The organism is Saccharothrix sabaoui (assembly GCF_051756985.1).
Taxonomy (GTDB): domain Bacteria; phylum Actinomycetota; class Actinomycetes; order Mycobacteriales; family Pseudonocardiaceae; genus Actinosynnema.
Genome location: NZ_JBPKJK010000099.1, coordinates 13,270 through 32,897, shown reverse-complemented (window position 1 = coordinate 32,897; position 19,628 = coordinate 13,270). Strand labels below are relative to the sequence as shown.

The following is a 19,628-nucleotide window of genomic DNA, read 5'->3' as shown; positions in this document are numbered from 1 at the left end:
GACCCGGTAGACGTCGTAGACGCCCTCCACCGAGCGGACCGCCTTCAGCACGTGGCCGAGGTGCTTCGGGTCGCCCATCTCGAACGAGAACCGCGACACCGCGACCCGGTCGCGGGACGTGGTCACCGACGCGGACAGGATGTTGACCTTCTCGTCGGCCAGCACCTTCGTCACGTCGGACAGCAGGCGGTGCCGGTCCAGCGCCTCGACCTGGATGGCCACCAGGAACACCGAGGACGACGACGGCGCCCACTCCACGTCCAGCAGCCGTTCCGGCGTCTGGAGCAGCTCGTCCGCGTTGGTGCAGTCGGTCCGGTGCACGGACACGCCGCCACCCCGGGTGACGAAGCCCAGGATGTCGTCGCCGGGCACGGGCGTGCAGCAGCGGGCCAGCTTGACCCACACGTCGGACGCGTCCTTGACGATGACGCCGGCGTCGCCGGTGACCCGGCGGCGGGCGACGGTGGACGGGGTGGAGCGGTCGGCCAGCTCCTCCTCGGCGTGGTCGACGCCGCCCAGCTGGGCGACGAGCCGCTGCACGACGTGCCGGGCGGAGGTGTGGCCCTCGCCGACCGCCGCGTACAGCGCGGACACGTCCGGGTAGTGCAGCTCCTTCGACAGGGCGCCCATGGAGTCGGCGGAGACGAGTCGCTGGAGGGGCAGCCCGACGCGGCGGACCTCCTTGGCGATGGCGTCCTTGCCGACCTCGATGGCCTCTTCCTTGCGCTCCTTCGCGAACCACTGCTTGATCTTCGCCTTGGCGCGCGGGGAGGCCGCGAAGGACAGCCAGTCGCGGGACGGGCCCGCCCCCTCGGCCTTCGAGGTGAAGATCTCGATGACCTCGCCGTTCTCCAACTTGCGTTCGAGGGCGACGAGGCGGCCGTTGACCCGGGCGCCGATGCAGCGGTGACCGACCTCGGTGTGCACGGCGTAGGCGAAGTCGACCGGCGTGGAGCCCGTCGGCAGCGTCACGACGTCACCCTTGGGGGTGAACACGAAGATCTCGCGCGCGGCGAGGTCGAAGCGCAGCGACTCCAGGAACTCGCCGGGGTCGGCGGCCTCCCGCTGCCAGTCGAGGAGCTGGCGCATCCAGGCCATCTCGTCGACCTCGACGCCCTTGCCGGTGTGCGTGCCGCGCGTCTCCTTGTACCGCCAGTGCGCCGCGATGCCGTACTCGGCGGTGCGGTGCATGTCGTAGGTGCGGATCTGGACTTCCAGCGGCTTGCCGTCCGGGCCGATCACGGTCGTGTGCAGCGACTGGTAGACGCCGAACCGGGGCTGGGCGATGTAGTCCTTGAACCGGCCGGGCATCGGCTGCCACAGCGCGTGCACCACGCCCATCGCGGCGTAGCAGTCGCGCACCTCGTCCACCTGGATGCGCACGCCCACCAGGTCGTGGATGTCGTCGAAGTCCCGACCGCGCACGATCATCTTCTGGTTGATCGAGTAGTAGTGCTTCGGCCTGCCCTCGACCTTGGCCGTGATGCGGGCGCCCTCCAGCTGCGAGGACAGCTCGTTGATGACGCCGCTCAGGTACGTGTCGCGGGACGGCGCGCGGTTGGCGACCAGGCGCACGATCTCGTCGTACTTCTTCGGCTGGAGGATGGCGAACGCCAGGTCCTCCAGCTCCCACTTCACCGTCGCCATGCCCAGGCGGTGCGCGAGCGGGGCCAGCACCTCCAGGGTCTCGCGGGCCTTGCGGGCCTGCTTCTCCGGGGGCAGGAAGCGCATGGTGCGCATGTTGTGCAGCCGGTCGGCGAGCTTGATGACCAGGACGCGGGGGTCCTTCGCCATCGCGATGACCATCTTGCGGATGGTCTCCGCCTCGGCCGCCGCGCCCAGCTTGACCTTGTCGAGCTTCGTGACGCCGTCCACGAGCAGCGCGACCTCGTTGCCGAAGTCGACGCGCAGCTGGTCCAGCGAGTAGTCGGTGTCCTCGACCGTGTCGTGCAGCAGGGCGGCGACCAGCGTGGTCGTGTCCATGCCCAGCTCGGCGAGGATCGTCGCCACCGCCAGCGGGTGGGTGATGTAGGGGTCGCCGGACTTCCGCCGCTGCGGCCGGTGCTTCTCCTCGGCCACGTCGTAGGCGTGCTGGAGCAGCGCCAGGTCGGCCTTCGGGTGCAGGTCGCGGTGCACGGCCGCCAGCGGTTCGAGCACCTGCTTGACCGGTGCGGCGCGCTGGGCGGTGATGCGCCGCGCCAGCCGTGCTCGCACGCGCCTGGTGGCCGACGGCGGCCGTGCCGCTGCGGGCACGGGCTGCGCCGACTGCGCGGGTTCGGTGTCCTGGCTCAACCACGCTCCTCGGGTCTAGGAACCGAGGATAACTCCGTTGCGCCGGCCGATCCGGTCGTGAACCGACGAGCGGTGCACTTCACACGGTGAACAGCAGCTGTGATTAGGTCGGACCGGTCGCCCGGCCACCCACTCACCTGCGTGGACGCGCTCCCGAGTCACGATCCGGGCACGCTTGTGCGACCGCCGCCGGCGCGGGGGTGTCCCGCCGGCGGGCTCAGACGGTCAGCAGGGCGTTGACCTGGCGGCCCGCGAGCCGCTCCCGGCCGCCCAGGCCCGGGATCTCCAGCACCACCGACACGCCGGTCACCACCCCGCCGGCCTTCTCGACCAGCTCGCACGCCGCCGCGGCCGTGCCGCCGGTCGCCAGCACGTCGTCGACGACCACGACGTGTTGACCGGGCGTGATGGCCTCGGCGGGCAGTTCGAGGGTCGCCTCGCCGTACTCCAGCGCGTACGACACGCGGTGGGCGACGGCGGGCAGCTTGCCCGGCTTGCGCAGCGGCACGACGCCGTAGCGCCAGCCGTAGCCGAGGGCGGCGCCGAGCAGGAAGCCGCGCGACTCGACGGCGGCCACCAGCTGGGTGTCCGGGTGGATCTCGCCCTGGAGCCCGTCGACCACGGCGCGCAGGGCGTCCGGGTCGGCGAGGACCGGCGTGAGGTCCCGGAAGACGACCCCCGGCAGGGGGAAGTCCGGGACCTCACGCAGGAGCCCCAGGGCCCGGTCGAGCCTCAACGGTGCTTCTTGCCGGTCGGGCGACGGCGGGCGTCGGCCGACTTGGCCGTGCGGGACGGCGCCCCCGCGGCGGCGGCCATCGCCTTCTCCTTGCGCAGCTCGGCGGCCAGCGACTCGTCGTCGGTGGACTCCACGACGTCACCACCGGTGACGACCTCGCCGCTCGACTTGCGGGCCAGGTTGTCGCGGCGGGCCTTCACCCGGGCGGCCTGCGCCTTGTACTTCGGGTCGCGCATCTTCAGGTCCACCGCGACCGGCGTGGCGATGTAGATGGACGACAGGGCGCCGATCGCCATGCCGGTGAGCTGCACGAGCGCCAGGTCCTTCAGCGTGCCGACGCCGAGCAGGCCCACGCCGATGGCGAGCAGGCCGACCACCGGCAGCAGCGCGATCAGCGAGGTGTTGATCGACCGCATCAGGGTCTGGTTGACCGCCAGGTTGGCCGCCTCGCCGTAGGTGCGGCGGGTGAGGCCGAGCAGGCCGCGGGTGTTCTCCTTGACCTTGTCGAACACCACCACCGTGTCGTACAGCGAGAACCCGAGGATGGTGAGCAGGCCGACCACGGTGGCGGGCGAGACCTCGAAGCCGATCAGCGAGTAGACGCCCGCCGTGATCACCACGTCGTGCACCACGGCGACGAGCGCGCCGATCGCCATGGACAGCTCGAAGTACAGCGCCAGGAAGATCATCACCGCGACGAAGAACACGGCGAGCGCGATCAGCGCCTGGGTGGTGATCTCACCGCCCCAGGAGGCGGAGACGGCGCTGTCGCTGATCGTGTCGATGCCGCCGTTGGGCTTCAGGTCGTTGTTCAGCGCCTGCTTGAGGGTGGTGACCTCGTCCGCGCTGAGCGTCTCGGAGCGGAGCTGGATGGTCGCCGAGTCGCCGGTGCCGACCGTCTGCGCGGAGGTCGCCTCCTTGTTCAGCGCCTTCTCGAAGCTCTCCTTGACGGCGTCCGTCGTGATGGTGCCGGACGAGCTCTGCGCGGGCATCTGGACGCGCGTGCCGCCGGTGAAGTCGATGCCCAGGTTGAACCCCTTGAGCACGATCGACAGGATGCACACCAGCAGGATCGCGCCGAAGATCGCGTACCAGCGCCGGCGCTTGCCGACGATGTCGAAGGCGCCGTTGCCGACGTAGAGCCGCTTGAAGATCCCGAGCTTCTTCGCCTCGGCCACGTCAGGCCCCCTTCACGGCAGTGCCCTTGGCCGCGCGGTCGGCGACGGCGGCCTGCACGGCCTCGCCCAGACCGGACAGCTTCGGGTTGGACAGCTTCTTCGACTTGGAGGCCATCGCCACGAGCGGGTGCGTGACCAGGAAGACCACGACCAGGTCGAGCACGGTCGACATGCCCAGGGTGAACGCGAAGCCCTTCACCTGGCCGACGGCGATCACGTACAGGATGGCCGAGGCCAGGAAGCTCACCGCGTCCGCCGAGAGGATCGTGCGGCGGGAGCGGACCCACGCGCGCGGCACGCCGGACCGGAACGTCCGGCCCTCCCGCACCTCGTCCTTGAGCCGTTCGAAGAACACCACGAACGAGTCGGCGGTGATACCGATGGCGACGATGAACCCGGCGATGCCCGCGAGGTCGAGGGTGAACCCGATCCAGCGGCCGAGCAGCACCAGCACCGCGTAGATGACGACGGCCGACAGGACCAGCGACAGGATCGTCAGCACGCCCAGCAGGCGGTAGTAGAACAAGCAGTAGAGGAACACCAGCGCGAGGCCGATGCCGCCCGCGATCAGGCCGGCCTTCAGCGAGGCCAGGCCCAGCGTCGCGGACACCGTCTCGGCCTCGGAGGGCTCGAACGACAGCGGCAGCGAGCCGTACTTCAGCACGTTGGCGAGGCTGTTCGCCTCGGCCTGGTTGAACTGGCCGCTGATCTGGGTGTTGCCGCCCAGGATGGGCTCGTTGATGTTCGGCGCGGACACGACCTGGCTGTCCAGCACGACCGCGACCTGCTGCGACACGTTCGCCGAGGTGAACTTGCCCCACTTGTCGCCGCCGGAGGACTTGAACGTCAGGTCCACGACGAAGCCCGCGCCCTGCGGGTTGACGCCGGAGACGGCGTTGGAGACGTCCTCACCGGTCAGCCGCGAGTACAGGCTGTAGTCGTCTTCCTTGACGCTGCCGTCGTTCGGCGGGTTCACCGGGGCCAGCACGTACTTCTCGGTGCGGTCCTGGTCGCAGGTCAGCAGCGGCAGCGCCGGGTCGTCGTTGCCGATCAGCGGGTCGATCGTGGGGCAGGTGAACGCGGTCAGCGCCTGCTGGACGGTCTGCGCGTCCAGCGTGGTCAGCTGCGGGTCCTGCCGGCAGGTCCGGGACTCCTCGATGGCCTTGGTCGGGTCGTCGGAGTACTCGCCGGCGAACACCGCGCGGCAGTCCACCTGCGGCTCGGTGGGGGCGTTGGGGTCCGTCGGCTGCGCGTTCGGGTCGGTCGGCTGCGCGTTCGGGTCCGTCGGCTGCGCACCCGTGGTCTCGGGCTGGCCCTCCACCATCGGGGCCGGGCGGCCCTGGCCGGTGGTGGTCGCCGGCGCGGAACCCGCGGTCTCCGACGGCGCGGCGCTGCCCGAGGTGGGCGGCGCGGCCGACCCGGAGGTGCTCGGCGGCGCGCTGCCGCTCGTGGACGGCTCCGGCTCCGGCGCGTTGGGCAGCGGCGAGCCGACGACCTTGCGGAAGTTCAGCTTCGCCGTCTGGCCGAGGCGCTTGGCGCCCTCGCTGTCCGAACCGGGGACCGTGATCACCAGGTTCGTGCCGTCGCGGACGACCTCGGCGCCGGAGACGCCGAGGCCGTTCACGCGCGTCTCGATGAGGGTGCGCGCCTGGTTCAGCGCCTCGTCGGTCGGCGTCTGGCCATCAGGAGCCCGGGCGGTCAGGGTGACGCGCGTGCCGCCCTGGAGGTCGATGCCGAGCTTGGGGGTCGCCTTGCCGTTCCCGGTGAAGAACACCAGGGAGTACAGCGCGACCACGATGAGGACAAATGCGCCCAGGTACTTCGCGGGGCGGATTTGCCCGGCCGGAGGTGCCACGGTCCGTCCGTCTCCTGATAGTTGACAAGGTCAGCGATGGCGCAGCGTACCCCTGATGGTGTGAGCTGCGCGTCACTGCCTGGAGTCGGCACGTTCACAGTTGCCGGCTCCAGGCGCGGGGGTCTTCTTGCGGGTGCCGCTTACTTCTTGGTGTTGTGCTCCACCGGTTCGGCCACCACGCGGTCGGCGGCGGGGCGGTCGGCGGGCTCGTCGACGACCTCGGCCACGTCGTCCACGTCGTCCACGACGGCGTCGCTCTCGGTGTCCGCGACGACCTTCTCGCGGATGGCCTGGCGCAGCCAGGTGGTCACCACGCCGTCGCCGATCTCCAGGTCGATCGTGGAGTCGTCGCCGGCGTCGGTGACGGTCGCGAACAGCCCGGAGGTGGTCATGACCCGGTCACCCGGCTCCAGGGAGGTCAACAGCGCCTGCTGCTCCGCGACCGCCTTCTTCTGCTTGCGGGCGCTGAGGAACAGCGGCACCGCGAGCAGCACGAGCAGCAGCGGGAACATCAAGGAGGACAGGTCCATCATTCTCCGATCGACCGGACTGCACGGGTGCGGGACAGCGCCCGGAACGTCCGGATTTCTGGGGTGCCGGTCCCGATTGTGCCAGGTCAGTAATCCCGATCACCCGGAGGCGTCGTCGAACAGCGGTCGGGTGGCCTCACCCGGTGCCTGCGGCGGCGGCGTGAGCCCCAGGTGCAGCCACGCGGTGGCGGTCGCGACCCGGCCGCGCGGGGTGCGCGCGAGCATCCCGGCGCGCACCAGGTAGGGCTCGCAGACCTCCTCGACGGTGGTCGGCTCCTCCCCCACCGCGACGGCCAGCGTGGAGACGCCCACGGGCCCGCCGCCGAACGACCGGACCAGCGCGCTCAGCACCGCCCGGTCGAGCCGGTCCAGGCCCAGCTCGTCCACGTCGTACACGGCCAGGGCGTCCCGGGCCACCTCGCGGGTGACGGCGCCGTCCGCGCGCACCTCCGCGTAGTCCCGCACCCGCCTGAGCAGGCGGTTGGCGATGCGGGGCGTGCCCCGGGAGCGCCCGGCGATCTCCCGGCCGCCGTCCTCGCGCAGGTCGACGCCGAGGATCGAGGCCGAGCGGCGCACGATCAGCTCCAGCTCGTCGGCCGTGTAGAACTCCATGTGCCCGGTGAAGCCGAAGCGGTCGCGCAGCGGCCCGGTCAGCGCGCCGGACCGGGTCGTGGCGCCGACCAGGGTGAACGGGGCGATGTCGAGCGGGATGCTGGTCGCGCCCGGCCCCTTGCCGACGACGACGTCGACCCGGAAGTCCTCCATCGCGAGGTAGAGCATCTCCTCGGCGGGGCGGGCCATCCGGTGGATCTCGTCGATGAACAGCACGTCGCCCTCGACCAGGTTCGACAGCATCGCGGCGAGGTCGCCCGCGCGCTCCAGGGCGGGGCCGGAGGTGATCCGCAGCGACGCGCCCAGCTCGGCCGCGATGATCATCGCGAGGCTGGTCTTGCCCAGGCCGGGCGGGCCGGACAGCAGCACGTGGTCGGGGGGCGAGCCGCGCCGCATCGCGCCGCGCAGGACCAGTTCGAGCTGCTCGCGGACCTTCGGTTGTCCGACGAACTCGTGCAGGTCCTTCGGCCGCAGGGTGGTCTCGACGTCCCGCTCGGCCGGGTCGGGCAGCGGGTCGAGGGTGTCCCGGTCGAGGTCGTCCCGGCCGAAGTCGTCCCGGTCGAGGTCGTCGGCGAAGTCCCCGGGCCCGAAGGTGGTCATCGCTTGCGGCCCAGCGCGGTCAGGGCGCGGCGCAGCACGTCGGAGGTGCCCAGGGAGCCGTCGGCGGCCAGCACGGCGTCCACCGCCGCCTCGGCCTGCTTGGCGGGGAAGCCCAGGCCGAGCAGGGCCTCGACGACCTGCGTGCGGACCACGCCGGTGTCGCTCGCCGCGGGCGCGGTCGCCAACTGGCCCACCTTGTCGCGCAGCTCGATGATCAGCCGCTCGGCGCCCTTGCGGCCGATGCCGGGCACCTGGGTGAGCACGGTGATGTTGCCCTCGGCCAGCGCGGCGCGCAGCTTGTCCGGCTCCAGCACGGCGAGCGTCGCCAGCGCGATCCGCGGCCCGATCCCGGACACCGTCTGGAGCAGGCCGAACAGCTCGCGCGCCTCGGCGTCGGCGAACCCGAACAGGGTCAGCGAGTCCTCGCGCACGACGAGCGACGTCGACAGCGACGCCTCCTCGCCGCGGCGCAGGGTGGCGAGCGTGGCGGGCGTGGCCTGCACGGCGAAGCCGACGCCACCGACCTCGACGACCACGTGGTCGAGACCGATGGACTGCACCTGCCCGCGCAGCGACGAGATCACTGGGTCCTACCTCCGGTCCTGGCGCCGCCGGTCCTGGCGGCCGCCTGCGCCAGTTTCGCGCGGTGGGTCCTGGCGACCTCCGCCGCCCTCGCCTGCGCCTCCTCCAACCGCGACCGCATGGGCGCGCGCCACAGGTGGCAGATGGCCAGCGCGAGCGCGTCGGCGGCGTCCGCGGGCTTCGGGGCGACCTTGAGGCCGAGGAGCTTCGTCACCATCGCCGTGACCTGGGCCTTGTCCGCCCGGCCCGAGCCGGTGACGGCGGCCTTCACCTCGCTGGGCGTGTGGAACACGACGGGCAGGCCGCGGCGCGCGGCCGACAGCGCCACCACCCCGCCCGCCTGGGCGGTGCCCATCGCGGTGCGCACGTTGTGCTGGCTGAACACCCGTTCGACGGCGACCACCTGCGGGCGGTAGGTGTCCAGCCACCGCTCGACGGCGTCGGAGAGCTGGAGGAGGCGCACGGCGAGGTCGGCGTCCGCGGGCGTGCGCACGACGTCCACGGCCACCGGGCGCACGGTGCGGCCGGGGCCGCCGTCGACCACCCCGAACCCGCACCGGGTCAGGCCGGGGTCGACTCCGAACACGCGCACCGCTGGTCCCCTCGAACGACGAACACCAGTTCGAACCTTAGAGGGTCGGCCGCCGGAACGCGGTGGGACACGCGCAGGGTCACCACCGGCCACCCCCCGATCGACACAGCGTCACCACCCTCACTACAGTGGCTCGGTCCACCAGGTCGAGCGCGGTCGCGGCATCGAGGCGAAATCCATGACCCTGAGGCGGTTCGGCGTCGTCGCGACGGCCGTGTGCGCCCTGGTGCTCCTGATCGTCTTCCTGGTCGTGTCGGGCGTGCTCGACCGGCCCACCTCGGTGGCGGTCGACAAGTTCACCCAGCTCGTCTTCTCCGCCGCCGCGGCGGCGTCCTACTGGCGCGCGGCCCGGCGGCGGCACGGCGTGGCGCGGCGCTGGCGGCTGTGGATGGTCGCCTCGATGACGAGCCTGGCCGTCGGCCTGTGCGTGTGGATCTGGGGCCAGGTGGTCCTCGGGGTGTCCCTGCCCTCGACGACGCTGGCGCCCATCGGGTTCATGCTCGTGCCCGTGCTGGCGCTGTGCGCGGTCCTCGTGCTGGCGCACGGCGGGTCGGGCACGCTGCCCGGCCACCGGAGCAAGCTCGTGGTGCTGCTGGACGGGCTGATCGTGGTCGGCTCGCTGTTCGTGCTCACGTGGGTGTCGCTGCTGGAGTCGATGGTCCGCGCGTGGGCCACCTCCGGTCCCGGCTTCGCGACCGTCGTGACGCACCCGGCGCTGTACCTGGTGATGCTCGTGGTGCTGCTGGTGTCGTCGTGGACGCACCGGTCGGTGCGGCAGCTGCCGGTGCTGTTCATCGCGCTGGCGGGCCTGGCGCAGTCCGCGTCCGGGTGGGTGTTCGCCTACCTGGTGAGCCGGGGCGCGACGGCCATCCCGACGGCCGCCGACATCGGGTTCATGGTGTGCCCGGCGCTGTTCTTCCTCAGCTCGGTCGCGCCCGGCGGGACGGCCCGGGAGCGGACCGGCGCGGCGCGGCTGCGGGCGGGCGAGCTGCTGCACCTGCTCGTGCCGTACCTGCCGATGCTGGTCACCGGCCTGTTCATCGTGGTGGGCACGGCGACGGGCGTGCGGCTGAACCCGTTCGAGATCTACGTCGGCCTGGGCGTGGTGCTGCTGGTGATCGCCCGGCAGCTGCTGACGCTGATCGACAACGTGAAGCTGCTGGAGCAGCTGCGGGAGAGCCGGGAGCGGCTGCGGCACCAGGCGTACCACGACCCGTTGACCGGGGTGGCGAACCGGGCGCTGTTCCGGGAGCGGCTGGACGAGGCGCTGGCCGGGGCGTCGCCGGTGGTGGTGCTGTTCATCGACGTGGACGGGTTCAAGGACGTCAACGACAACTTCGGGCACGCGGAGGGCGACGCCGTGCTGCGGATCGTGGCGGCGCGGTTGCAGGGGTGCGTGCGGCAGCAGGACGTGGTGGCGCGACTGGGTGGTGACGAGTTCGGCGTGCTGGTCGACGGCTACCCGCAGGCGCCGGAGGAGATCGGGCAGCGGGTGCTGGACGCGCTGGCGGCGCCGCACGCCACGGCGTCCGGGTCGCACGTGGTGCGCGCGTCGGTGGGGGTGTCGCACCGCGGGGCGTTCGACCCGTCGTTGACCGCCGACGACCTGCTGGGCAGCGCGGACGCGGCGATGTACACGGCCAAGCGGCTGGGGAAGGGGATGGTCGTGGTGCACGGCTCGGTGGAGGCCGACCTGGGGAACGCCGGTCTCGGTTCGGAGCCCCGCGCGTGACCGCCGACGAGGTGGTCGAGCTGCTGGGCCTGTCCGAGCTGCCCGTGGAGGGCGGCTGGTTCGGCCAGTCGTGGCGCTCGGCGGAGGCGTCGGCCATCTACTACCTGCTGCGGGAGGGCGAGTTCTCCGGGCTGCACCGGTTGGCGCACCTGGAGGTCTACGCCCACCACGCGGGCGCGCCGCTGCGCATGCTCCTGCTGCACCCGGACGGCTCGGCGACCACGCCGGTGCTGGGCCCGGACCTGGCGGCCGGCCACCGCCCGCAGGTGGTCGTGCCCGCCGGCGTGTGGCAGGCGTCCGAGCCCCTGGGCCCCTACTCCCTGGTGGGCACCGTCGTCGTGCCGCCGTACACCGACGACGTCGTCACCTTCGGCGCCGCCGCCCCCCTGGCCGCCACCTACCCCGAGCACGCCACCACCATCCACCGCCTCTCCCGCCTCTAACCCGCGAGAGTCCAACGCTCAGACCCCGAGAGTCCAACGCTCGGGCCTCGAGAGTCCAACGCTCGGGACCCCTGAGTTCTTCATTCCGCATACCGACCGGTCGGCACGAACGAAGAACTCAGGGGTCCTGGAGGTTGGACTCTCGGGGCCTGGGGGTTGGACTCTCGCGGGGGTCAGCCCATGGTTTTCTGGCCGTCGATGGTTTCGCGGATGATGTCGGCGTGGCCCGCGTGCTGCGCGGTCTCGGCGATCAGGTGCGCCACGACCCGGCGGACCGACCAGGACTCGCCGGGCTCGAACCACGGGGCCACGGGCAGCGGGTGGGCGGTGTTCAGGTCCAGGTCGGCCAGGGTGCGAGCGGTCCTGGCGGCGGTCTCCTCGTAGTCGGCGAGCAGGCCGGCCAGGGTCTCGTGCTCCAGCATCCGGAAGCCGTTCTCCCAGTCGGGCGCGACGCTCTCCATCAGCTCCGCCCCGCCGACGGCGAACCGCAGCCAGCCCTCCTCCACCGTGCGGACGTGCTTGATCAAGCCGCCCAGCGACAACTGGCCGGCGGTCGGTGTGAGGCGGGCCTGCTCGTCGGTCAGGTCCCGCACCGTGAAGCGGAGGAAGCCGCGGGTCCTGGCCAGGACCGCCAGCAGGTCGGTCAGTTCCGTGGACGCGATCGCGGTGCTGCTCATGGGGTGGGTCCGCCTTCCGGTTCGGTGACAGGACCGACGTTAGGCGGCATCGCGGACAGTTCCGGTCCTCGATCGCGCAGGCGCTGGTTGCAGCCGCTGGTTGCAGGCGCTAGTTCAGGCCGATGATGGCGGCGTTGAGCGCGGTGGCGAAGGCGACCCACGCCAGGTAGGGCACGAGCAGCAGCGCGGCGGGCCGGTGCCGGCGGCCGAACGCGACGATCAGCGCGACGATCACGACCAGCAGGGCGATGATGTCGACCAGGGCCAGCGCGTACCGCTCGGCGGCGAAGAACAGCGGCGTCCACGCGGCGTTGAGCGCGAGCTGCACGGCGAACAGGCCCAGCTCCCACGTCGTGCCGTGCCGCTTCCAGAACAGCCAGCCGGACACCGCGATCATGACGTACAGCACCGTCCACACCGGACCGAACAGCCACGGCGGCGGCGCCCAGGCGGGCGTGTCCAACTGCTGGTACCGCTCCGCCGACGACACGGCGGCCAGTGAGCCGACCACGGCCGTCGCGGCGACGGCGACGGCGAACACGGCGAGTCCGGCCAGGGGGCGTCGGAGCGCGAGCTGTGCCATGCGTCCAGGCTAGGAAGGCCGGCCGGGTCCCGCACGACGGGACGTCACGCGGCGTCGAGCAGGGCGCGGCCGTCGGCGGTGAGCCCCGCGGTCCCGGCGCGGTCGGCGATGAGACCGGCGCGGGCGAGCCGGGGACCGACGAACTGGTCGCAGCAGCGCACGCCGTCGACGAACAGCGTGCCCGCCGTGTACGCGCAGCGGCCCTCGGCGACGGCGCGCAGCACGGCACGGTCCCGGTGGGTGAGGTCGGTGTGGTCCACGGCGATCTTCTTCCACTCGTTCGGGTTCTTCCTCAACCCGTTCGACGAAGGAGACTGCCGGGATTCGTCGTCACACGCGGAAAAGCGGGGTGTACCGATTCCGACTTCGTGGACTCATCCGTTCGCCGCGGCGGCGGCCTGCCGCAGGGCGTCCACGAGCTGGGGCCACTTGCCCGCCCGGTCGCGGTTGATGGTCAGCGGCGACGGGTGCGGCGCGTTGAACACCTTCAGCTTGTGGCCGCGGCCGGACAGCGTCCACCCGGTGCCCGCCGGACGGCCCAGCACCACCACCGCCTTGAGGTCCGTCAGCAGCCGCAGCAGGTCCACCAGGTACGGCACGGCGCCGCGCAGCTCGGTGGGGGTCGGCGAACGGCCGTTCAGGTGCCACGGCACCACGTTCCAGGCCAGGCACACCTTCCGCGACAGGCCGGCCTCGGTCAGCGCGGCGAAGCCGTTGGCGGCGATCGGGTCGTCGTTGTCCAGCGAGTTGATCCCGGAGCGGACGGCGCCGGGGTCGGGTGACTCCAGGAGGAGCAGCACCTTGCTGTTCACCCCGCCGCTGGCCGGGTCGAACAGGGGGACGTCGACCTTGCGCTCGGTGGCGATGCGCTGGGCGAACTCGGTCAGCTTCGCCATGTGGGGCGCCTTGACCAGGGCCATCTTGCGCGCGAGGACCACCGGGTTGCGGTGCGCCCGCGGGGTGGAGGGGAAGACGTCCATGGTCGACAAGCGTTCCCGGAGGACCGACCCCCGACCATCCGCCGTCCGGGCGGCACGCGGGGGCACCCCGTAGCGCGGTGTCGCGGCCGGGCACGCCGGGGCGGGCTGCGGAGGGGGAGGCAGGGCGGAGGGGAGGTGGGGCGGAGGGGAGGTGGGGAGGTGGGGCGAGGAGGGGGGCGGGGTGCGGCACGTGCACGCGCGTCCCCCTCACAGCGCGCGGGCCAGTTCGACCAGGTGGTCCGGCGTCGGCAGCCGGCCGGAGACGGCGTAGGTGACCCCGGCCGCCGTGGTCCAGGTGAGCCGGGGCGCGGTGCACCGGAGCCGCGTCGTCGTGGCGGCCACCCCGGACAGCTGGTAGTCGACGAAGGTGTCCTCGCCCGTGTACTCGGCGGTGGCCCCGTCGAGCGGGACGGGGGTCGGGGCGGCGCCGCCGAGCACCGTGGAGAGGTAGACCCCCTTCGGGTAGCGCTCCAGGGTCACGGTCCCGGGGGCGACCCGGTAGACGGCGACCGTGATGCCGCGCCCCTCCGCGGTCGGCGCGAAGGCCACCGACAGCGGCCGCCCCCACGGTCCGCCGGTCGGCGGTCGCCACCCGGAGCGGCGCTCGACCCCGTCCACCGTGGCCGGTGACAGCCCACCCCAGCCCGCGCACGACGGCACGGCGGGACCGGGTCCGCCCATCCCGTGCGTGCTCGTGCCCTCCGGGCGCACGAGCCCGGGGACCACGCGCACGCCGAGGACCAGCACCACCAGCACCACCAGCGCGGCGGCGGCGAGGGTGAGCGCGTTGTCGGGGAGCCCGGCGCGCCGCACGGGCGGCGGGGCGGGCGGGGGGGACGGCGGCGCGGGCCGCCGGTCGCCCAGGGCGGCGAGGATCGCGGTGACGGCCGCGTCGTCCGGTTCGCCGCCCAGCGCGCGCCCCAGCTCGCGGAGCTCGTCCTCCAGGTCGTGCCGCTTCGCGTCAGGCACGCTCCCCCACCTCCTCCACGCGCTCCAGCAGCACGCGCAGCCGTTCGAGCGCGCGCGACCCCCTCGACTTCACCGTGCCCCTCGGCCACCCGAGGACCTGCGCCGTCTCCTCCTCGCTCAGGTCGAGCAGGTAGCGGCACCCGAGCACCTGGCGGTCCCGCTCGGCCAGCCGGTGCAGCGCCGCCCACAGCACCCGCTTGCGCTCGTCGGCCACCACGAGGGCGTCCGGCTGGTGGGGCGGCGGGCCGGGTTCGCCGTGGCCGCGGGCGACGACCCGCCCCACCAGCTCCCGCCGGCGCGCGTGCGACCGGTGCAGGTTGCGCACCAGGTTCGCCACGATCCGCAGCAGCCACGGCCGGAACGGCGAGCCGGGCCGGAACGAGCCGAGCGCGGCGTGGGCGCGGACGAAGGCGTCCTGCACCACGTCGTCCGCCTCGTGCCCCGCGCCCATGACCAGCGCGACCCGGTGCGCCGCGGCGTGGTGCGCGCGCACCAGGTGCCCGTACGCCTCGACGTCACCGGCCCGCGCCCGGGCCAGCAGGTACCCCTCGTCCGTGACGGCCCCCTCAGGTCGTCGAACCGGCTGACGCCCCTTCTACACCGCTCGCGCGCCGGGGGTTCCGCGCGCGGCGGTCCTCAGCCGAAATGGGTTCTCGGGCGCTCCTGGAGCACCCCGTCCACGTAGGTGTCGACCTTCTCGTCGTAGAACGCCACGAGCCCCGCGACGCGGGCGCTCTCCGGCAACGGTGTCGGGTAGCCCCACGCCAGGTCCTCGTGCACCTCGTCCCCGACGACGACGGACCAGTACTCGGCGGTGCCCTTGTACGGGCAGCCGGTGCGCAGGTCGCTCGGCCGCAGCAGGTCCTGGCGGACGTCGGTGAGCGGCAGGTAGTGGCGCGGCGGCAGGCCGGTCTCGTACAGGATCACCGGTCGCCGGCTGTCCGCGACCTCCACGCCGCCCACCTCGACCCGGACGTGGCGGCTGCTGGGCAGCGCGTCCACCCGGGTGTACGGGTCGCGCGGGTGGACGTGGACCGGCTCGTCCTCCTCGAACCAGCGGAAGGCGTCCCAGTCGAGGCGCACCAGGTCGCGCAGGGCCTCCAGGGGCGAGTCGGGGAACGTCAGGGCCGCGGCGGGGGCCACGAGGTGGGGCGACGCCCGCACGTCGTGCGCGTGGCCGTCGCCGCGGCTCGGGGACCGGGTCGTCGAGCCGGTGGGCACGAGGGTCGCCCGCACGTCGTCCGCCGGCAGGTAGTAGGTCGGGTAGTACGGCTTCTCCCACACCAGGGTCGGGCGGGTGGTGTCGGCCACGAGCTCGCCCGCCAGGTAGGCCCGGACGCGCTTGCGCCCCGGCTCCACGCGCACCCGCCCGCGTTCCGCAGCAGCAGTCATGGGACCGAAGCTACGCCGCCGGCACACGTGGGCAGGAGGATGGGAGAGCGCTCTCCGAAACCAGGGTGCCCGTTGCTCCACCGGGGTGTCAACAGGCGGTGCGTTGACAGGTCCGCAATCGGTTCGCAACACTTCGAGGTGGGTTGAGAGAGCGCTCTCCCGCATGTCGACCCACTCGAACACCGGCAGGAGACGCCATGTACCGCCTCCGATCCGCCGGCGCGGCGACCGCGCTGCTCCTGGGACTCGCACTCGTCCCGGGCACCGCGACCGCCGCGCCCGTCCTGCTCTCGCAGGGCAAACCCGCCACGGCCTCCTCGACCGAAGGCGCGGGGACACCCGCGTCGGCGGCCGTGGACGGCAACGCGGGGACCCGCTGGGCCAGCGCCTGGAGCGACCCCCAGTGGCTGCGCGTCGACCTCGGCGCCACCTCGGCCCTGAGCCGGGTCGAGCTGGACTGGGAGGGCGCGTACGCGACCGGCTTCCAGGTCCAGGTGTCGAACGACGGCGACGCCTGGACGCCGGTGCACACCACCACCGGCGGCACGGGCGGCCGGCAGGGCTTCGACGTCACCGGCACCGGCCGGTACGTCCGCGTGCACGGCACGCAGCGCGCCAACGGCTACGGCTACTCCCTGTGGGAGTTCCGCGTCTACGGCACGCAGGGCACCACTCCCCCGCCCGGCACGGGCGTGCACGTCACCGGCTCCCAGGGGAACTGGCAGCTCACCGTGGACGGGCAGCCGTGGACGGTGAAGGGCCTGACCTGGGGCCCGCCGCCGGCCGACGCGGCGCGCCACATGCCCGAGCTGAGGTCGATGGGCACCAACACCCTGCGCACCTGGGGCACGGACGGCTCCACCCGCCCGCTCCTCGACGCGGCGGCGGCCAACGGGATGCGCGTCATCAACGGCTTCTGGCTCCAGCCCGGCGGCGGCCCCGGCTCCGGCGGGTGCGTCGACTACCTCACGGACGCCACCTACAAGAACGACGTGCTCAACACGATCAGGCAGTGGGTGACGGCCTACGAGGACCACCCCGGCGTGCTCATGTGGAACATCGGCAACGAGTCGATCCTGGGCCTCCAGAACTGCTACTCGGGCACCGAGCTGGAGGACCAGCGCGTCGCCTACGCGAAGTACCTCAACGAGGCGGCGCTGGCCGTCAAGGCGATCGACCCCGGCCACCCGGTGACCAACACCGACGCGTGGACCGGCGCGTGGGCCTACCTCAAGGCGCACACGCCCGCGCTCGACCTGTACTCGGTGAACTCCTACGGCAACGTGTGCGAGGTGCGCGCCGACTGGGTCGCGGGCGGCTACACCAAGCCGTACATCCTCACCGAGGCCGGCCCCGCCGGCGAGTGGGAGGTGCCGGACGACGTCAACGGCGTGCCGGCCGAGCCCACGGACGTGCAGAAGCGCGACGGCTACGCGCAGGCGTGGAACTGCGTCGTCGGGCACCGGGGCGTGTCCTTCGGCGGCACGCTGTTCCACTACGGCACCGAGCACGACTTCGGCGCGGTGTGGTTCAACCTGACCCCGGCGGGCAAGAAGCGGCTGTCGTTCTACGCGGTGCAGCGGGCGTTCGGCGGGGCGACCCCGACCAACACCCCGCCGGTGATCTCCGCGATGAACCTGCCCACCGCGGTCGCGGCCGGCGCGCCGCTGGCGATCGACGTGGCGGCGGGCGACCCGGACGGCGACGCCATCACCTGGTCCGCGGCGTTCAACTCGAAGTACGTCGACGGCAGCGGCGGTCTCGCCGACGCCCCCGTGCGGGTCGACGGCAACCGGCTCACGGTGACCGCGCCCGACCGGCTCGGCGTGTGGAAGGTGTACGTGCTGGCCGAGGACGGCCGCGGCAACATCGGCATCGAGGCGAAGTCGGTCCGGGTCGTCGCGCCCCGGCCGGCGGGCACCAACGCGGCCCTGAACAGGCCGGTGACGGCCTCGTCGCACCAGCAGGTGGGTGACGGCGCCCCCTTCCCGCCGTCGAACGCCGTGGACGGCGACGCGGGCTCCCGCTGGGCCACCGACTGGGCCGACCCGCAGTGGCTGCGCGTCGACCTGGGCGCGGTGACCTCCTTCCAGCACGTCCAGCTGGTGTGGGAGGGTGCGTTCGGCCGCGCCTACGAGCTCCAGGTGTCGGACGACGGGAACACCTGGCGGAGCGTGCACGGCACGACCACCGGTAACGGCGGGGTCGACTCGATCGACGTCAACGCCAGTGGCCGGTACGTGCGGCTGCACGCCACCCGGCGCGGGACCGGGTGGGGCTGCTCGCTGTACGAGTTCGGCGTCTACCGGCGTTGACCGGCGGGCGCTGACCGACCAGACGGGCGATGGCCGGGGGGAGTGGGTCCCCCCGGCCATCGGCCATGTGCGCGTCCGGAGTGGGTTGCGCGCACGGAGGAGGGGCGTCCCGCGTCACGACCGCGGGGCGCCCCTCGCTCACCGCGGGATCAGCTCCCCTTGACCCGGCGGATGGTGTCCCGGTACCAGAGGGCGCTGCTCTTGGGCGTGCGGACCTGCGTGTCGTAGTCGACGTGCACCAGGCCGAACCGCTTCTCGTAGCCGTAGGACCACTCGAAGTTGTCCATCAGCGACCACGCGAAGTAGCCGCGCACGTCGGCACCCAGCTCGCGGGCCTTGGCCACGGCCGCGATGTGCGACTCCAGGTAGGCGGTGCGGTCGTCGTCCTGGACGTACCCGGTCTCGTCGGGTGCGTCGTCGAACGCCGCGCCGTTCTCCGTGATGACCATCGGCACGCCCGGGTAGTCCTGGGCGATCTGCACCAGGAGGTTGGTGAAGCCCTCCGGGACGATCTCCCAGTCCATCGCGGTGACCGGCGCGCCGAAGCGGACCTCGCGGCCCACCGGCAGGCCGTTCTCGTCCTCGGTGTCGCCGTTCTCGTCGGTGCCGGAGTGCTTCGCGCTGGAGTAGTAGTTCACGCCCAGCACGTCGATCGGCTGCCGGATGACGTCCAGGTCGCCGTCCTGCACCGGGACGGTGACGCCGCGCGCCGCCAGGTCCTCCACCACGTCCGCCGGGTACTGCCCCTTGACCAGCGGGTCGAGGTAGATGCGGCGGGACAGGCCGTCCGCGCGCCGGGCCGCGGCGCGGTCCAGTTCGCTGTCGGTCTCCGGGGACGCGTGGCTCATGTTCAGCGTGATGCCGAACTCGGTCGGCTTCGTGGCCGCCTCGCGCATCCGCTGGGTGGCCAGGCCGTGGCCGAGCAGCAGGTGGTGCACGGCGTGGATGGCCGCGCCGAAGTCCTGCCTGCCGGGGGCCTGGCGGCCCTCGTAGTAGCCGAGCATCGCCGTGCACCACGGCTCGTTGAGCGTGGTCCAGGTGCGCACGCGGTCCTGGAGGGCGTCGAACACCAGCATGGAGTAGTCGGCGAACCGGTAGGCGGTGTCGCGGTGCGGCCAGCCGCCCGCGTCCTCCAGCTCCTGCGGCAGGTCCCAGTGGTAGAGCGTCACCCAGGGGTCGACGCCCTTGCCGAGCAGCTCGTCGACGAGCCGGTCGTAGAAGGCCATGCCCTTGGGGTTGACCGGGCCCGTGCCGCCCGGCTGCACCCGCGGCCACGCCACCGAGAACCGGTAGGTGTCCACGCCGAGGGAACCGATGAGCGCGACGTCCTCCGGCATCCGGTGGTAGTGGTCGCAGGCGACGTCGCCGTTCTCGAAGTCGGGCACCATGCCGGGGACCCGGCAGTAGGTGTCCCAGATCGACGGCGTGCGGCCGTCCTCGTCGTGCGCCCCCTCGATCTGGTAAGCGGAAGTCGCCACGCCCCAGCGGAACGAGGCGGGCAGGGTGTCGATCGCGGGGTCGAGCCCTGCGGTCGGCGCCTTGGTGTCCATGGATCTCCTC

19 protein-coding genes are annotated in these 19,628 nt (G+C 72.6%); 3 read left to right on the top strand and 16 right to left on the bottom strand.

Annotated elements, in window-relative coordinates:
• From ACR807_RS26750 to ruvC, 8 genes are all read right to left on the bottom strand, one after another.
• On the bottom strand, positions 1–2,292 hold a 2,292-nt coding region (locus ACR807_RS26750; protein WP_438924177.1), incomplete at its 3' end, for a RelA/SpoT family protein.
• Positions 2,293–2,509: 217 nt separating this feature from the next.
• A complete protein-coding gene (locus tag ACR807_RS26745; protein ID WP_438924176.1) occupies positions 2,510–3,028 on the bottom strand; it encodes an adenine phosphoribosyltransferase in 519 nt (172 codons plus the stop codon).
• The gene (gene secF / locus ACR807_RS26740) at positions 3,025–4,206 is read right to left on the bottom strand and encodes a protein translocase subunit SecF (protein ID WP_438924175.1); all 1,182 of its coding nucleotides are present in this window, start codon (positions 4,204–4,206) and stop codon (positions 3,025–3,027) included. Before secF ends, ACR807_RS26745 begins: the two co-directional genes overlap by 4 nt.
• A 1-nt stretch (position 4,207) precedes the next feature.
• Positions 4,208–6,061, bottom strand: a complete 1,854-nt coding sequence (gene secD, locus ACR807_RS26735; RefSeq protein WP_438924174.1) for a protein translocase subunit SecD — start codon at positions 6,059–6,061, stop codon at positions 4,208–4,210.
• A 140-nt stretch (positions 6,062–6,201) separates the two neighbouring features.
• A complete protein-coding gene (gene yajC, locus ACR807_RS26730; protein WP_438924173.1) occupies positions 6,202–6,591 on the bottom strand; it encodes a preprotein translocase subunit YajC in 390 nt (129 codons plus the stop codon).
• Between the two features lie 99 nt (positions 6,592–6,690).
• Entirely contained in the window at positions 6,691–7,803 is a 1,113-nt protein-coding gene (gene ruvB / locus ACR807_RS26725; RefSeq protein WP_438924172.1) for a Holliday junction branch migration DNA helicase RuvB, read from the bottom strand.
• The gene (ruvA, locus tag ACR807_RS26720; protein WP_438924171.1) at positions 7,800–8,387 is read right to left on the bottom strand and encodes a Holliday junction branch migration protein RuvA; all 588 of its coding nucleotides are present in this window, start codon (positions 8,385–8,387) and stop codon (positions 7,800–7,802) included. Before ruvA ends, ruvB begins: the two co-directional genes overlap by 4 nt.
• Entirely contained in the window at positions 8,384–8,977 is a 594-nt protein-coding gene (gene ruvC, locus ACR807_RS26715; RefSeq protein ID WP_438924170.1) for a crossover junction endodeoxyribonuclease RuvC, read from the bottom strand. The genes ruvA and ruvC overlap by 4 nt, the downstream gene beginning before the upstream one ends.
• 178 nt (positions 8,978–9,155) lie before the next feature.
• On the opposite strand from ruvC, the gene ACR807_RS26710 reads away from it, so the two are divergent.
• Both ACR807_RS26710 and ACR807_RS26705 read left to right on the top strand, forming a co-directional pair.
• Positions 9,156–10,709 carry a diguanylate cyclase domain-containing protein gene (locus ACR807_RS26710; protein WP_438924169.1) on the top strand — a complete coding sequence of 518 codons (1,554 nt, stop codon included), beginning with the start codon at positions 9,156–9,158 and terminating at the stop codon, positions 10,707–10,709.
• The gene (locus ACR807_RS26705; RefSeq protein ID WP_438924168.1) at positions 10,706–11,152 is read left to right on the top strand and encodes a cupin domain-containing protein; all 447 of its coding nucleotides are present in this window, start codon (positions 10,706–10,708) and stop codon (positions 11,150–11,152) included. The genes ACR807_RS26710 and ACR807_RS26705 overlap by 4 nt, the downstream gene beginning before the upstream one ends.
• 173 nt (positions 11,153–11,325) lie before the next feature.
• On the opposite strand, the gene ACR807_RS26700 is transcribed toward ACR807_RS26705, so the two are convergent.
• The 7 genes from ACR807_RS26700 to ACR807_RS26670 all read right to left on the bottom strand — a co-directional run bounded on the left by ACR807_RS26700 (position 11,326) and on the right by ACR807_RS26670 (position 15,753).
• A complete protein-coding gene (locus tag ACR807_RS26700; RefSeq protein WP_438924167.1) occupies positions 11,326–11,829 on the bottom strand; it encodes a DinB family protein in 504 nt (167 codons plus the stop codon).
• A gap of 109 nt (positions 11,830–11,938) precedes the next feature.
• Positions 11,939–12,412: a TspO/MBR family protein gene (locus ACR807_RS26695; RefSeq protein WP_438924166.1), complete on the bottom strand. Its 474-nt coding sequence runs from the start codon at positions 12,410–12,412 to the stop codon at positions 11,939–11,941.
• 44 nt (positions 12,413–12,456) lie between these two features.
• Entirely contained in the window at positions 12,457–12,708 is a 252-nt protein-coding gene (locus tag ACR807_RS26690) for a hypothetical protein (protein WP_438924165.1), read from the bottom strand.
• A 78-nt stretch (positions 12,709–12,786) separates the two neighbouring features.
• Positions 12,787–13,392: a uracil-DNA glycosylase gene (locus ACR807_RS26685; RefSeq protein ID WP_438924164.1), complete on the bottom strand. Its 606-nt coding sequence runs from the start codon at positions 13,390–13,392 to the stop codon at positions 12,787–12,789.
• A gap of 207 nt (positions 13,393–13,599) precedes the next feature.
• Complete coding sequence (locus ACR807_RS26680) at positions 13,600–14,361, bottom strand: hypothetical protein (protein WP_438924163.1); 762 nt, start codon at positions 14,359–14,361, stop codon at positions 13,600–13,602.
• Positions 14,354–14,857 carry an RNA polymerase sigma factor gene (locus ACR807_RS26675; protein WP_438924178.1) on the bottom strand — a complete coding sequence of 168 codons (504 nt, stop codon included), beginning with the start codon at positions 14,855–14,857 and terminating at the stop codon, positions 14,354–14,356. The genes ACR807_RS26680 and ACR807_RS26675 overlap by 8 nt, the downstream gene beginning before the upstream one ends.
• Before the next feature lie 140 nt (positions 14,858–14,997).
• A complete protein-coding gene (locus ACR807_RS26670; RefSeq protein WP_438924162.1) occupies positions 14,998–15,753 on the bottom strand; it encodes a DUF427 domain-containing protein in 756 nt (251 codons plus the stop codon).
• Between the two features lie 197 nt (positions 15,754–15,950).
• Between ACR807_RS26670 and ACR807_RS26665 the strand changes: the two genes are divergently transcribed.
• On the top strand, positions 15,951–18,068 hold the full coding sequence (locus ACR807_RS26665; RefSeq protein WP_438924161.1) for a discoidin domain-containing protein: 2,118 nt from the start codon (positions 15,951–15,953) through the stop codon (positions 18,066–18,068).
• A gap of 149 nt (positions 18,069–18,217) precedes the next feature.
• Here ACR807_RS26665 and ACR807_RS26660 read toward each other — a convergent pair whose 3' ends face one another.
• Positions 18,218–19,618, bottom strand: a complete 1,401-nt coding sequence (locus tag ACR807_RS26660; RefSeq protein WP_438924160.1) for a GH1 family beta-glucosidase — start codon at positions 19,616–19,618, stop codon at positions 18,218–18,220.
• Positions 19,619–19,628 lie beyond the last annotated feature (10 nt).